Source organism: Erysipelothrix amsterdamensis, from assembly GCF_940143175.1.
Classification (GTDB): Bacteria; Bacillota_I; Bacilli_A; order Erysipelotrichales; family Erysipelotrichaceae; genus Erysipelothrix; species Erysipelothrix amsterdamensis.
Map to the genome: position 1 here is coordinate 230,878 of NZ_OW659496.1, position 14,022 is coordinate 244,899.

15 protein-coding genes and 9 tRNA genes are annotated in these 14,022 nt (G+C 35.9%); 9 read left to right on the forward strand and 15 right to left on the reverse strand.

The annotated features are described in order from the left end of the window. Positions 1 to 96: 96 nt before the first annotated feature. The 8 genes from NMG63_RS01015 (at position 97) to NMG63_RS01050 (ending at position 5,989) form a co-directional block, all read left to right on the forward strand. The gene (locus tag NMG63_RS01015) at positions 97 to 924 is read left to right on the forward strand and encodes a CpaF/VirB11 family protein (protein ID WP_437124118.1); all 828 of its coding nucleotides are present in this window, start codon (positions 97 to 99) and stop codon (positions 922 to 924) included. Further along, on the forward strand, positions 918 to 1,736 hold the full coding sequence (locus tag NMG63_RS01020) for a beta-carotene 15,15'-monooxygenase (protein WP_254007170.1): 819 nt from the start codon (positions 918 to 920) through the stop codon (positions 1,734 to 1,736). The genes NMG63_RS01015 and NMG63_RS01020 overlap by 7 nt, the downstream gene beginning before the upstream one ends. Positions 1,737 to 1,971: 235 nt before the next feature. Next, entirely contained in the window at positions 1,972 to 2,454 is a 483-nt protein-coding gene (locus NMG63_RS01025) for a hypothetical protein (protein ID WP_254007171.1), read from the forward strand. After that, complete coding sequence (locus NMG63_RS01030) at positions 2,451 to 2,603, forward strand: hypothetical protein (protein ID WP_238048275.1); 153 nt, start codon at positions 2,451 to 2,453, stop codon at positions 2,601 to 2,603. The genes NMG63_RS01025 and NMG63_RS01030 overlap by 4 nt, the downstream gene beginning before the upstream one ends. Before the next feature lie 387 nt (positions 2,604 to 2,990). Beyond that, on the forward strand, positions 2,991 to 3,764 hold the full coding sequence (locus NMG63_RS01035; protein WP_238048276.1) for a type III pantothenate kinase: 774 nt from the start codon (positions 2,991 to 2,993) through the stop codon (positions 3,762 to 3,764). Between the two features lie 56 nt (positions 3,765 to 3,820). Beyond that, positions 3,821 to 4,621 (forward strand): metallophosphoesterase, encoded by an 801-nt coding sequence (locus NMG63_RS01040; RefSeq protein WP_254007172.1) that lies wholly within the window; start codon positions 3,821 to 3,823, stop codon positions 4,619 to 4,621. A gap of 115 nt (positions 4,622 to 4,736) precedes the next feature. Beyond that, positions 4,737 to 5,078 (forward strand): PadR family transcriptional regulator, encoded by a 342-nt coding sequence (locus NMG63_RS01045; RefSeq protein ID WP_238048278.1) that lies wholly within the window; start codon positions 4,737 to 4,739, stop codon positions 5,076 to 5,078. Next, positions 5,075 to 5,989, forward strand: coding sequence for a permease prefix domain 1-containing protein (locus tag NMG63_RS01050; RefSeq protein ID WP_254007173.1), 915 nt, complete (start codon positions 5,075 to 5,077; stop codon positions 5,987 to 5,989). Before NMG63_RS01045 ends, NMG63_RS01050 begins: the two co-directional genes overlap by 4 nt. Positions 5,990 to 5,997: 8 nt before the next feature. On the opposite strand, the gene NMG63_RS01055 is transcribed toward NMG63_RS01050, so the two are convergent. The 6 genes from NMG63_RS01055 to NMG63_RS01080 all read right to left on the reverse strand — a co-directional run bounded on the left by NMG63_RS01055 (position 5,998) and on the right by NMG63_RS01080 (position 7,932). Beyond that, positions 5,998 to 6,447 carry a low molecular weight protein-tyrosine-phosphatase gene (locus NMG63_RS01055; protein ID WP_254007174.1) on the reverse strand — a complete coding sequence of 150 codons (450 nt, stop codon included), beginning with the start codon at positions 6,445 to 6,447 and terminating at the stop codon, positions 5,998 to 6,000. Positions 6,448 to 6,459: 12 nt separating this feature from the next. Beyond that, on the reverse strand, positions 6,460 to 7,161 hold the full coding sequence (locus tag NMG63_RS01060) for an LrgB family protein (protein WP_254007175.1): 702 nt from the start codon (positions 7,159 to 7,161) through the stop codon (positions 6,460 to 6,462). Between the two features lie 2 nt (positions 7,162 to 7,163). Continuing rightward, the gene (locus NMG63_RS01065; RefSeq protein ID WP_238048389.1) at positions 7,164 to 7,514 is read right to left on the reverse strand and encodes a CidA/LrgA family protein; all 351 of its coding nucleotides are present in this window, start codon (positions 7,512 to 7,514) and stop codon (positions 7,164 to 7,166) included. A gap of 156 nt (positions 7,515 to 7,670) precedes the next feature. Then, positions 7,671 to 7,746: transfer RNA gene (locus NMG63_RS01070), tRNA-Lys, on the reverse strand. Between the two features lie 4 nt (positions 7,747 to 7,750). Beyond that, positions 7,751 to 7,826 (reverse strand) — tRNA-Thr (locus NMG63_RS01075). A gap of 30 nt (positions 7,827 to 7,856) precedes the next feature. Then, positions 7,857 to 7,932, reverse strand: a tRNA-Val gene (locus tag NMG63_RS01080). A 204-nt stretch (positions 7,933 to 8,136) separates the two neighbouring features. Here NMG63_RS01080 and glpK point away from each other — a divergent pair. Next, positions 8,137 to 9,642 (forward strand): glycerol kinase GlpK, encoded by a 1,506-nt coding sequence (gene glpK / locus NMG63_RS01085; RefSeq protein WP_254007176.1) that lies wholly within the window; start codon positions 8,137 to 8,139, stop codon positions 9,640 to 9,642. 27 nt (positions 9,643 to 9,669) lie between these two features. Here the strand turns inward: glpK and NMG63_RS01090 are convergent. From NMG63_RS01090 to pta, 9 genes are all read right to left on the reverse strand, one after another. Beyond that, positions 9,670 to 10,823, reverse strand: a protein-coding gene (locus tag NMG63_RS01090) for an IS3-like element ISErh1 family transposase (RefSeq protein ID WP_123171090.1) whose coding sequence is annotated in 2 segments (ribosomal slippage) — positions 9,670 to 10,550 and positions 10,550 to 10,823 — 1,155 coding nt in all. Because the reading frame shifts where the segments join, the coding sequence is not laid out codon by codon here. 141 nt (positions 10,824 to 10,964) lie between these two features. Beyond that, positions 10,965 to 11,792, reverse strand: a complete 828-nt coding sequence (locus tag NMG63_RS01095; protein ID WP_254007177.1) for an acyl-CoA acyltransferase — start codon at positions 11,790 to 11,792, stop codon at positions 10,965 to 10,967. Between the two features lie 243 nt (positions 11,793 to 12,035). Continuing rightward, positions 12,036 to 12,109, reverse strand: a tRNA-Gly gene (locus NMG63_RS01100). 178 nt (positions 12,110 to 12,287) lie between these two features. Beyond that, positions 12,288 to 12,361, reverse strand: a tRNA-Gly gene (locus tag NMG63_RS01105). An 8-nt stretch (positions 12,362 to 12,369) separates the two neighbouring features. Then, positions 12,370 to 12,445: transfer RNA gene (locus tag NMG63_RS01110), tRNA-Lys, on the reverse strand. A 7-nt stretch (positions 12,446 to 12,452) separates the two neighbouring features. Then, positions 12,453 to 12,536, reverse strand: a tRNA-Tyr gene (locus NMG63_RS01115). A gap of 14 nt (positions 12,537 to 12,550) precedes the next feature. Then, a tRNA-Thr gene (locus NMG63_RS01120) sits at positions 12,551 to 12,626 on the reverse strand. 7 nt (positions 12,627 to 12,633) lie between these two features. Next, a tRNA-Val gene (locus NMG63_RS01125) sits at positions 12,634 to 12,709 on the reverse strand. Positions 12,710 to 12,949: 240 nt separating this feature from the next. Further along, a complete protein-coding gene (gene pta, locus NMG63_RS01130) occupies positions 12,950 to 13,930 on the reverse strand; it encodes a phosphate acetyltransferase (RefSeq protein WP_003775786.1) in 981 nt (326 codons plus the stop codon). Positions 13,931 to 14,022: the final 92 nt, after the last annotated feature.

Sequence of the window (14,022 nt, forward strand, 5' to 3'; positions counted from 1 at the left end):
GATATTAATTTCAATGGTGTGGATTTATGGATAGATGATTTAGTAAGAGGAAGGCTCGTACATCGTAATTTTTCGAGCCATGAAATCATTTGGAGAATGTGCTCACGTTTATCAAATATTGTTAATCTTCCATTTAACCAACAACATCCTGTGCTTGAAACTGATTTGAATGACTTACGTATCAGTGTCATTCATCCAAGTGTTACACGCTTCTTGAGTGTCTCAATTCGAAAGACAACGTTTAAGTTGCGTCTGAGTGAATCGTATATTGAATCTTCGTCCTATATGAGTATTTCTGCTCTAAAATTTTTAAAGTATGCGGTACGTTCTAAGTGTAATATCTTGGTAAGTGGACTTCCGGGAGCAGGTAAGACTGAATTGATTAAGTTTTTGGCGGGTTATATCAGTCGTGATGAGCGAATCATTACAATTGAAGATTCCTATGAATTACACCTTAAACAGATTTATCCGCCTTTAGATACAGTAGAAATTAAAGTTGATGATCGTTTCAACTATTCGCAAGCGATTAAAGCGAGTTTACGTCAAAGACCAAACTGGTTATTACTGAGTGAAGTGAGAGGCGCGGAAATCGTTGATTTATTAAGATGCATTTCCACTGGTGCGAGTGTTATGAGTACGGTCCATGCACGAAGTGCGATGGAAATTCCAGATCGAATTCAACAGATGACGCCAATCAATGCGACTGAATATATAAATGAGCAGAAGATCTTTGACGCAATTAATATTGGTATCCACATTGATCTAAAAATTTCTTCTGCAGGGATTCAACGTTATGTTCGAGAAATTGTTGTCTATACACGTGAAGGTCATTATCGATTGTATACATTTAAAGGTAAACGTCTACAGTCTAAAATTCCAGAATTGATTAAGGAAAAAGCTGAATTGTATGGTGTAAAATGGTAGTCGTTTTATTAATTGCATTTATATATATTTATCGTAACCGTCACGATTTTGTACAAGCATTGAAGTGTATTACTAAACCGAATCTCCATATGGGTATGTTCAAGGCTTATCAACTCTATTTGGTCGCGTTTATCCTACTTGTTTCCATCGTCTCTGTCGGAATTTTATTTAGACTTAAGACTTCATTCATCGCCTTACTGAGTGTATTCTCGATTTGTTGTGGTGTTATGCAACTTCATATTATTTGTTGTTATCAAAATCAAAAAAACAACTTTCAATCTTTGTATCTATTTCTAAGTTCAAATGCATCGTTTTTTAGAAACTGGGAAAAAGTATTGCCATGTTTAGAACATATTGTATCTACTGAACCCTCTTTCAAATCGTATATAGACATCATCTTAAGTGCAATCGAATGTGGAGAATCCATAATTAGTGCATATAGAAAAATCTCGACACATTATCTTGTTGTAACGCTCGCTGTAATAATGGAAATGGCAGAAACATATGGAAATGCGGGACTCGATCACGCACTTCTTAGTTATGAAGAAGATCTCGATCAGTGGAAGGCATATACAGAAAAACTAAATCAAGAACTATTAGGGATGCGATTAAAGGTATTGCTACTCACTATAATGAGTATTGGAATTGCTTATCTTTCGATTGGAATGTTAAGTGAAACTGTGGAAATTGTTCATTCATGGCTTTATCAGTATGCAGTAACTGGATTTTTGATTGTGATTTTAATTGTTCTTATGGAAACAATGAAAGGAATGAAAGCATCATGGTTTGGCGAGGAAGAATGTATTGATTAGGGTCTGTATCAGTGTTCTCTATATTTTTATAGTGCATATATTTGGGGAACCGTTGTTAGATTTATTATTTCTAAAACTATATCGTAGATATCAGCGAATAACGCGCGTAAATCCATCGTGTAATATGAAACTTCATAAAAACTTATTGTATATTTTGGTTCCTTGCATTTTAAGTGGTAGGAGAGCTGTTTTATTCGGATCTATCATGCTGTTTCTTATAGAAGGTTTAGTTTTTTTGAGAGCATACCGTCAGTATAGGAAAGAACTCTCGATGCTTTTATATGAATTTCCCATATGGCTAAGAGAACTGCAATGCTTATTAGCCTATAATACGGTTTATCAAGCTATCAAGACAAGTTGTGAGATTGCACCAAAGTCACTACGCTATTCTATTAACGAACTTGTTAAGGGGATTGAAATGTATCCATCGTCGATTGAACCTTATCATAATTTTCTAAAAGACTACGATAGCTTGGAAGTAAGAAGAGTAATGAAGGTACTTCATCGAGTGGGTACAGCAGGTACTGATGATGCATCTATACGTCTTAATGCGATGATATCAGAATCACATCAATGGCTAATGTTCTCTAGAAATCAGAAGAAAGAAATGAAGATTACGCAAATAAGTGCAATGGGTTTAATTCCACTAGTGTGTGTAGGAATTCTGTTTTTACTTCTAATGGGAATCGTAGTTGTATCACTCATGGAAGGGGGGTGAGTTGTATAAAGGCTTTTTTTGAGGAATACGGTCTTGTGCTTGTGGTAACAGTAATCGCGACTGGTATGATTATTTTTTCGAATGAATTTAAAGATGTGTTGAAAACAACACTTCTTAATCAATGGCAAACCATGACAACACGTAACTAATGAAACAAGCAATAGAAGGATACTTACAATTAATGCTTATGATGATTTCTATCTGTGTACTATTTTGTATTGTTGACTTAAATCATAAACAAAATAACTTGGCTTTGTGTAAGGAACATGTAATCACCAGAATGAATCACTTTCACAGCCCAGAAATAAGATCATCGGATTTAGAAATGTGTAAGGGAGTTTTGATTCAAACAAGACGGGATGGGGATCGCTATCGGGTAAAACTGATAAAACACATTACGCTCTTTTCAATTGATTTGCCACTAAAACTTGAAGATTCAGGTCTCACATACATGATACAGACTTAGAAATCTGTATCATGAATTATAGAAAATTATGATGAAATGGTGTATGGTAATTATGAAAAGAGGTATGCTTATGATTCTGACAATTGATGTTGGTAATTCAAATACGGTAATAGTTGGTTATGAAAAGAATCAAATAGTCTATAAAGAAAGAATCAATACTGAAAAAAATAATGTTGCTTCGTATTACACTTCTCAGTTTGAATCGTTAGATTGTGATATGGAGGCTGTAATCTTATCAAGTGTTGTTCCAAACATTACAGATACGATTATTAGTGTTTTAACTAAACAATTTGCTTGTAGTATCGATAGTGTATCGATTGATAATGTTCAAAATTTTGATGTTAAATTAGACAATCCTAAAGAAATTGGAGCGGACTTCATTGCGACCGCAGTAGGCGCTTTCTCACAGTATCAAGCACCGATTATCATCGCAGACATTGGAAGTGCATCAAAAATAAGTGTCGTTGATAGTGAGGGTGCATTTTCTGGAGGTGTCATTATTCCAGGAATCCAAACATCTCTGGATGCTCTTGTGCACTATATACCACATCTCCCTACAGTAGCACTTGAAGTTCCTCCCAATGTGATTGGCACAAACACACAAAGCTGTATTCAGTCGGGAATTACCTACGGCTTGGTTGCACAGATTCAAGGTCTTGCAACGATGATGGAGAAGGAATTAGGAATGAAGTGTACTAAAATAATTACAGGCGGTTATGCGCAACTGATTCATTATAATCTTCCTGATTTCATTCATAAACCCGATCTTCTCAATGACGGATTACGCATCTTATATCAAAATGATTATTTTAAATCAACAAGTGTTAGCGATGACAATGAATAATGAACGTGATATAGTTTGTTTTCAAACTTTTTATAAGTTTATGAATGGAGTGACCTATGGTATTTAAAATTGTATTATTCATTTTTATTCTTATAGTAGTTTTAGTGCTCTACGGATTACTGGAATACTATTGGCTCAAAACAAAACAAATTAATATAAAAGATTTTAAAGTAAGCAAAGATATTCCTAATCAATTAAGAGGAAAAAGAATTGTATTTATTTCTGACTTTCAATTTGATCATCGCGGTCGTAATTTTCTAGACCATGCGGCACAAAATGTTGTTAATAAAACGAACAGTCTTGAACCTGACTTAGTTATTTTAGGAGGAGACTATATTCATCAAAAACATCGCCGGAACAATCGTATTTTTGATTACTTAAAGGAAATTGAAGCGCCAAAAGTAGGTGTATTGGGGAATCATGACTATCGTGATCTCGAAACATCACTCAATGGTTTGAAACACGCAAACGTACAAGTCATCAAAAATGAAGTGGTTCGCTTTCATGGTATGAATATTATCGGAGTCGACGACTATAAGCGTGGTAAAATCAAACTTCCTGATTATGATGATAGTCTGAATTTACTGGTTACTCATAATCCTGATTATGCGCCTAAGCTAGATGGAGATGCGGATATCGATTTTGCCTTAGCAGGTCATCTTCATGGTGGACAATTAACATTCTTTGGTCTTTATGCGCCTGCAGCGAATCATAGTGAATACGGACAACGCTATCGTTATGGATTAGTCCATGATAAACACCATAGTATCTATATTACTTCAGGCGTAGGTGGAACCGTTAATCTTATCCCGATTCGAATTTTTGCTCGCCCTGAAATTGTAGTAATCGATTTTTAAAATCCAACCAATTGCAAATCGCAGTTGGTTTTTTTGTGGAATTAATAAAAAAGTACTTTACCTGTCGTAGTAGATGTGTTATATTTACTACGACAGATGAAGTAGAGGTGGTTCAATGCTTAGTAGTGATGTAATGAGAGGATACAATGATACGATTGTTCTTTATATTTTGCGCTCAAATGATTCATATGGATATGAGATTGGCCAAAAAATTCAAGCACTCTCAAATCGGAAGTATACTATAAAAGAAACAACGCTCTATTCCACATTCGCCCGTCTCGAAAAAAACGGGTATATCAAATCATATAGTGGTGGAGAAGAAACAAAGGGACGTCAACGAACCTACTATCATATTACGGATTTAGGAAACCAATACTATCTTGAGAAATGTGTTGAGTGGAATCTCGTAAAGGAAATAATAGATATTTTCACACAAAATCAGGAGGAGACATTATGAATCAAATTTTAGATTATATCGAAGTGATGTTTAAATCACTACCGCACACAGACGAAGTTGAAAAACTAAAAATGAATATGACGGATTCAATGGAATTAAAATTTAATCAGTATCTTGAAGAAGGAAAACGGGAGTCGGAGGCAATTGGTCTTGTAATTGGAGAGTTTGGCAGTATCGAAGAACTCAAAGAAGCCCTTGGTCTTAATATGAATGATGATGAAGGCGTCATTTATCTTGAGACTCCGCGCGTTGAGGAATATCTCATATTTATTAAAAGGTTCGCAATGATGATTTCGATGGGTGTTGCAGTAATTATGGTCGGAATCGGCGCAACTGAGTATTTTGATAATTTAATTATTTTCTTTCTTTCTCTGATTGTGGGTGTAACGCTTTTTGTATATTATGGAATGCTTTACGCAACCTATGATGATATAACAGACACAGGTATTGTGGACTCAGTTCAGTATCAACGACTCAATAAAATTCAAAAGAATTATCAACCATCATTTATTCGTTCGATCGTTCTTGGTGTGGCATTATGCATCATCGCAGTATTTTCAGTTGTATATTTAGAAGATTTTATGCATGTTAAACAGTATTCTTCATTATTGTTTATGTTTATTACTGCTATCGCGGTCGTTTTGTTTATCAATGCGGGTGTAAACCATTCTCATCTTGTAATGCTCACATCACGACATGAATGGACTAAAAGTAAAGCCGGTTCCTCTGATTTAAAAGAAACCTTAAAACGTGAGGAACGTATTGAGAGTATCACAGGTATACTTATGGGACTTGCAGCGATGGTGTACCTTATTCTTGGATTTACCATGAACTTATGGCATCCAGGTTGGATTATCTTTCCAATCGTTGCCTTAGTGGGTGAATTAATTACAAACATAAAAAAAGAATAAACTTAGGTTTATTCTTTTTTAGTTAGGAATTGATGCCAAGCATGAGAACCATGTAAGATAAGATTTTTAGTCTCTTCAAAGTCGCCAGTATAGTATGGATCGGGTACTTCGTGCCCTTTTAAATTATCTACTTGATCTAGGAATAGATACACTTTGTGTTCTGTTCCTTTTGGTGCAATCTTTAAGATGTTTTCTACATTGCTTTTATCCATTCCGATTATATAATCATATCGATAAAAATCGTCGATTGTTAGTTGTGATGAGAACATTCCGTCGGTGGAAATCCCCATCTCTTCTAAAATAGATGCTGTTCCAGGATGTACAGGATTCCCATGTTCCCAAGAACTCGTAGCCGCAGATCCCACAACGTATTGATCTCCATATAGATCTTTAAATATACCTTCGGCCATCGGAGAACGACAGATGTTCCCAAGACAAACAAATAAAATATGTTTCATAATTCACCTCATCTACATTATAGCAGTAATAATTTTCAATGTTAACGGGCTCAGTGCTACGGTAACCAGTCCAGTTAGAATTAAAGACAAAGTAGCCATCGTACCTTGTAACTCACCCATTTCAATGGCTTTAGAAGTTCCGACTGCATGTGCAGCAGTTCCTAATGCGAGACCTTGAGCTAAGGGGTTGCTAATATGGAATCGTTTATTGATAATCGGTGCGAGGGCTGCCCCTAGAATTCCGGTTACAATCACAATGCAGATCGTCAGTGTTTTAATTCCCCCTAAACTAAATGCAACATCTGCAGCAATAGCAGTAGTGACTGATTTAGGAATAACGGTTGCGATCATCTTTGAATCGAGATTTAAAACTAAAGAAAGAACTAAAATACAAAGTGCATGGACGATTACGCCGGTAAGTGTACTAATGAGTACAAGTCTCTTATACTTTTTAAGCAAATCAAGATTATTATAGAGTGGTATTGCAAGTGCTACGGTAGCAGGACCGATTAGAGCCGTTAAGAATTTACCACCTTGATTATAACTCTCATAATCGATACCAAGCACGGTGAGAAGGATAATAATTGTTAGGGAAGTAATAAGGAGTGGATTCAAGAGGGGTGATTTAAATTTTCTTTGTAATTGCTGGGATCCAAGATAGACGCCAAAAGTGATCACCAGTCCAAAGAGGGGACTACTGTATAATGAATTCATAATTAGTGTACGCCTTTCTTATTTAAAAACTCAGCAACCACTCCCGTAATAATATACGTAATTAAAGTTGAAACGATTAATACGATTGTAATATTCAGCCAAGATTTTTGGATAATATCGAAGTAGGGCATAATCCCAACGGTTGCGGGAACAAAAAGAAACGCCATATTATTCTTAAGCCACGAACCTGATTCTTCAACTTGTTTTACTTTAATAAGCTTCAACTGTAAAGCACCGAATAAAAGAAAAAGGCCAACAATACTTCCAGGAACTGGTAAGTGGAGTAGTGTTGTGATCGTTTCACCTGCATAAGTGAATGCGAGGATTAAAAATAATTGACTTAGTATGTTCATAAGAAATCTCCTTAACAAAACTGCATTCATTTTATCACTTTTTGCGAGAAATGTGTAAAATATCCTAGATGTTATCGCTTTCTCATTTATTTTTTTAATATAACAGGCTAAGACATAAAAAAAAGCATCGATAGGATGCTTGTAATTTATATTAAATGGTGTCTCGTGTAGGACTCGAACCTACGACCCACTGATTAAAAGTCAGTTGCTCTACCACCTGAGCTAACGAGACATTATGGTGCCGACTAGAGGACTTGAACCCCCAACCTACTGATTACAAATCAGTTGCTCTACCAATTGAGCTAAGTCGGCAGTTTGAGCAAAAATTTGAGCAAAAAAAAATGGTGGAGGTTAACGGGCTCGAACCGCTGACCCTCTGCTTGTAAGGCAGATGCTCTCCCAACTGAGCTAAACCTCCGAATTACTTCCTTAATGCTTTACTATATTAACAAACAAATTGGACAATGTAAAGCAAATAAAGGGAAAAAACGAAATAATATGATTTATTATTCAAAACGTGATTTATTCTCTACATAAAAGCTCAATAGTCATCTTAAACAGACAAATTATCAACTAAGAAACGGAACAGAATGGTATAATAAAATCAAATAAGGAGATAATCATGAAGAACTATATTATTACACTTGATCAAGGAACTACGAGTTCACGCGCTATTATTTTCGATAAAGAATCCAACATCATCGCGAAAGCACAGACGGAGACAACCCAGATTTATCCAAAGCAGGGATGGGTAGAACAAGACCCTATGGAGATATGGGCAACACAAAGTGGTGTTCTAAACGAAGTCTTAGCACGGGCAGGGGTTGGACCCGAAGAAATTGAAACGATTGGTATTACAAATCAACGTGAAACGACAGTTGTATGGAATAAGAATACTGGAAGACCAATTTATAATGCCATTGTTTGGCAATGTCGTCGCACTGCTTCCATATGTGAAGATCTAAAGCAACAAGGTTTATCCGACTATATCAAAAAGAATACAGGATTAATAATTGACGCCTACTTTTCAGGAACTAAAGTAAAGTGGATACTTGATCATGTTGAAGGTGCTCGAGAACAAGCAAATCGTGGCGAATTATTGTTTGGGACTGTAGATTCGTGGTTACTTTATAATCTTACTGGTGGTAAAGTTCATGCAACAGACTATACCAATGCTTCAAGAACTTTGTTATACAATATAAAGCGTTTAGAGTGGGATCAGACCATTTTAAACGCGTTGGATATTCCAATGAGCATGTTACCAGAAGTGTTCGACAGCAGTCACTTATATGGCTATACAAACATTCAAGGGTATCAAATTCCAATATCCAGTGTTGTCGGAGATCAACAAGCCGCATTATTTGGTCAAACATGTTTCAATTCTGGAGATGTAAAGAATACTTATGGTACTGGGTGCTTTCTCCTCATGAACACTAAGGACCAATTTGTCGAGAGTGAAAATGGTCTTCTTACTACGATTGCGATTGGTTTGGATGGAAACATTGAATATGCATTAGAAGGTTCGGTGTTTATTGCGGGAGCCGTTATACAGTGGCTACGTGATGAACTGGGTATTATCGATGATGCCTCCGATGTGGAATACTTTGCGCAGAAAGTTCGTGATTGCGGTGGTGTTTATTTTGTTCCAGCACTTACCGGATTGGGTGCACCCTATTGGGATATGGACGCGACCGGTACAATATTTGGTTTAACACGAGGAACAAATAAAAATCATATTATACGAGCTGCTCTAGAATCCATAGCATTCCAAAGCTACGATATAATGAAAGCGATGGAGGAAGATTCAAAAATTAAAATTAAATCTTTAAAAGTTGATGGTGGTGCATCGAGCAATAATTTTTTAATGCAATTTCAAGCTGATCTTTTGGATGTGAATGTTCAACGATCCTTTACTCCTGAGTCTACATCATTAGGTGCATGCTTCTTAGCGGGATTACAAACTGGATTCTTTAAAAACAAAGATACTCTAATAGATGTACGCACAAAAAACACCTCTTGGGATTCTAAAATAAGTGATGATGAACGCTTAAAGAAATTATCTGAATGGCATCGCGCTATAGAAAAAACACTAACACAAAAAAACACACATAAAATGGAACTGACCTAGTTCCTTGGGACTAAAGAAAAAACCAAGTTAGGATGAAGTTAACCGATAATTTACGGGAGATTGATATCCTAGCTTTTCTTGTATTCGATTTTCATTGTAATATTTTAAATAGTTTATCACAGTTTGTGATACAATTTCAGTAGAACCCTTTAGGTCTGGGTTTAATTCGAATGTTTCACACTTTAGCGAGGCATGAAACGATTCGATAGGAGCATTATCAGCGGGTGTACCCTTACGGGACATACTCATGGTAATGCTTTTATTTTTTACTTTGAGTTGATACTCTTTTGATGTATAGACACTCCCTTGATCAGAATGAAGAATACATGGCTGAACGATATCCGGAAGTTGATTTAATGTATCAACCACACATTCTAGGTTTTGTCTGTCACTCAATGTAGACGCAATAATCTCACCATTATATAAATCCATGATCGTAGATAAATAGAGCATCTTATGGCCATAAGGGATGTAAGTGATATCTGTCACCAATTTCTCTAGAGGACGTAGTGATTTAAAGTCGCGATTAATGATATTGGGCATAATGATCTTCGGATTTTTGTTTTTTCTATACCGTTTGACCTTAACACGGCATTGACATTGGTGTTTCTGCATTATCTTTTGAACAGTGTTCTTATTGATAATTCTTTCTTTTCGAATTAATGCAGTTATTTTTCGATATCCATAACGAAATTTATTTTCTTTACAAAGTTCAATTACTAATGCTTCATTGACAGAATAATTATTAGACTCAAGTTGCTCTTTTTTAGTCCAACGGTAATACGTTGACTTAGGTACCCCAAAAAGATTCAAGATATCTTTAATAGATACAGTGTTGCGATACTCTTCAACGAGCTTGATGATTATTTCAGGAACCACATCCTTTCTCTTTCCAAATACTTTTTTAATAGTTCAATTTGTTGCTCCAAAGATTTGATTCTAAGTCTTTGTGTTTCTTCGACCGTGTCTCCTTCAGGCCCTTTTCCAAAAGTATATTGCTTGCCTACAGGTTGAGAAAATCGGTAGTGTTCACCATTTCGATACCATCTCCACCATGTTTTGACTTGTGTTACATTTTTTATTCCAAGTTCAGTCTGAATAAACCTGCTTGAGTAGCCTGCCAATTTCATTTCTATAACTTTCATCTTTGTCTCATAGCTATGCATAGTTCGTGTTCCCATATAAAAACCTCCTATATTGAACTATTTTACAATAATTCTCATACAAGAGGTTTTTTTCTTTAGTCCCACGGAACTAGGTCAGTTCCGTTCCAATATAAGTGTGTTTTTATTTATGTTCGTGATAATCACCCAGGAAATATTTTACAACTGAATTTTAAAACTGAAATAATGATCTTGCTCCCTAAAACCATTGGCCGTAGCTGCTGCAAGTGCGATGGCATTATCTGTATCTACAAAGAATATAATTTCTTCAATTCCCTGATCTGCACAATAACGTACAGAGCGATTTAAAAATTCGTATGCTGATTCCATATTTGAATAGAAAGAAAATACTTCAGCACAAACACGGTTATATTTTTTTAGCGTAATCGATCCGACTACAGACTGATTGCTCATTTCTAAAAAAACGAACCACGGTTTCTTGTTTCTGAATATTTTATCAGCGGACCAGAAAATATCGGGATTAACTTGATCGTGATGATGTTTAAATCGTTGTTCATTTGACTCTAGAAGCGGCTCCATGTGGAGTGTAGCACGCTTTAGTTTCGGAATTCGCTCTACATCCAAAAGCATAACAGTACAATCATCAATTAAAACCGCATCGAATTGATCGTATGCTTCAAGAGCTGATTGATTTGAAATTGGAAAACCGCATAGTAACTGATAATTAGGGAAAGCACGCTTTAAATAATCAACAAATGAACTTAGAACGTCCTGTAAATCATCGGAAGCGTAAATACCTGCAACAGTCTGCATTATGCGATCATCTTCAGCAATCATAAACGCACCAAAGCCTATAATTTCGTTATTATCATTGTACTTCGCGAGACAAAATGATTTTTTTATTGTTTTTGAAAACTCGGATTTCGTTTTATACCTTGGAAATGATTGAGTTAAAGGATTTGATTGATGAGACCAAGCATAATCCGTTGCTTCTTCCAAATCCATAACATCACATGTACGTATCATATAAATCTCCTTTCGACTATTATAACTTGGATATGACTTAAGATAAAGTCAAAAAAAGCAGAATAAAATTCTGCTTTTGCTTTCGATCACATATCTTGAGCACTTTTATAATAACGAGTGTGAAATACGAAGTCAATCGGTTCTAGAATCAAAGCAATTCTCTAAGGGGAATAAGGCTAAATAGATCATCAACTGATAAAATAAAGCAAAAAAAAACCGATTTCTCGATTGGTTTAAATTAATTGGAGCGGGTGAGGAGAATCGAACTCCCGTAGCCAGCTTGGAAGGCTGGAGTTTTACCATTAAACTACACCCGCAAGGTTTGCTTGCTTAAATATTCTAACAAATCTATTGTGAATTGTAAATATGAGATTAATAAAAATATCCTTTTTTTTATGTATTGTACTTTCGTCATTATTTTATAAATAAATCCTAACCCTGAATCGAACCAGATAATAAAAAAAATCGTAATGTACGATCTTGAGTTTATATAATTGGAGCGGGTGAGGAGAATCGAACTCCCGTAGCCAGCTTGGAAGGCTGGAGTTTTACCATTAAACTACACCCGCATTTTGAATGGTGTCTCGTGTAGGACTCGAACCTACGACCCACTGATTAAAAGTCAGTTGCTCTACCACCTGAGCTAACGAGACAAAAGAATGGTGGGGAGAGGCGGATTCGAACCGCCGAACCCTAAGGAGATGATTTACAGTCACCCGCGTTTAGCCACTTCGCTATCTCCCCATTCTTATTCAAAATGGTGCCGACTAGAGGACTTGAACCCCCAACCTACTGATTACAAATCAGTTGCTCTACCAATTGAGCTAAGTCGGCATATATATGGTGGAGGTTAACGGGCTCGAACCGCTGACCCTCTGCTTGTAAGGCAGATGCTCTCCCAACTGAGCTAAACCTCCAGGTCTGTTGCGTTTGCTTGTATTCCTTAACGCCTTAATAATATACCATACGCTTCTTGATATAGTCAACACTAAAAGTCGATTTATTTCAATTATTTCGATAAAGTTTTAACTTAACGATAAAAGGTTCTTTAAAAGGTACAATAAGCCCGTTTTAATGCACTATTAAGCAAATTTTATACAAATATTTTATTTGGATCCTCCTTTAAAAATAAAAGAACACTCCGAGGAGTGTCCATATTATTTAATTAATGTTTGAGCTGCGGTAATAATTGCAAGTTTGTAAACATCTTCTTCAACACAACCACGTGATAAATCTGACACAGGTTTGTTAAGTCCTTGAAGAATTGGTCCAATCGCTTCATATCCACCAAGACGTTGAGCAATCTTATAACCAATGTTACCTGATTGTAAATCTGGGAAAATAAAGACACGTGCATTACCTGCAACATTTGACTCAGGAGCTTTTAATTGAGCAACTGTGGGTACAAATGAAGCATCAAATTGTAGTTCACCATCAATTTGATATTCAGGAGCAAGTTCTTGAGCGATACGTGTTGCTTCAACAACTTTATCAACTTCGTCGCTCTTTGCAGAACCTTTAGTTGAGAAACTTAGTAACGAAACAATTGGATCGATATCAAAGAGTTCAGCTGTTTTTGCACTTTCGACAGCAATTTCTGCTAATTCTTGTGAATTAGGGTTGATGTTAATTGCGCAGTCTGAGAATAAGTATGACTCATGACGTTTGAAAATAATAAATGCGCCACTTGTACGGCTTACTCCAGGTTTTGTTTTAATAATTTGTAATGCTGGACGAACAGTATCACCTGTTGAGTGAATTGCACCACTCACCATAGCATCCGCATCACCCATATATGTTAACATTGTTCCAAAATAGTTAACGTTTTTAATCCACTCGTAAGCATCTTCTTTAGCTAATTTACCTTTACGACGTTCCACAAGGGCATCAACCATTGCTTCTTTTTTGTCTTCAGGGTAAGTTTCTGGATCGATAATCTCTACTTTATCCATCAAGAAACCTAAATCTTGTGCTGACGATAAAATTACTTCTTTATTACCTAAGATAATTGGATGACATAGTCCATCAGCTGCTAAACGTACTGCAGCACCGATAATACGTGCATCAATACCTTCTGGAAAAACGACTTTAATGTCTTTCCCGGAAATCTTTTCTTTTAAACCTTCAAATAAATCCATTTGTAAGTTTACCTCCTATATACATTTACTTATTATACACCAAATGTTCACGAGTAAAAGAAAATGGCTTAAAAAGAAACCAAAAAGAACAA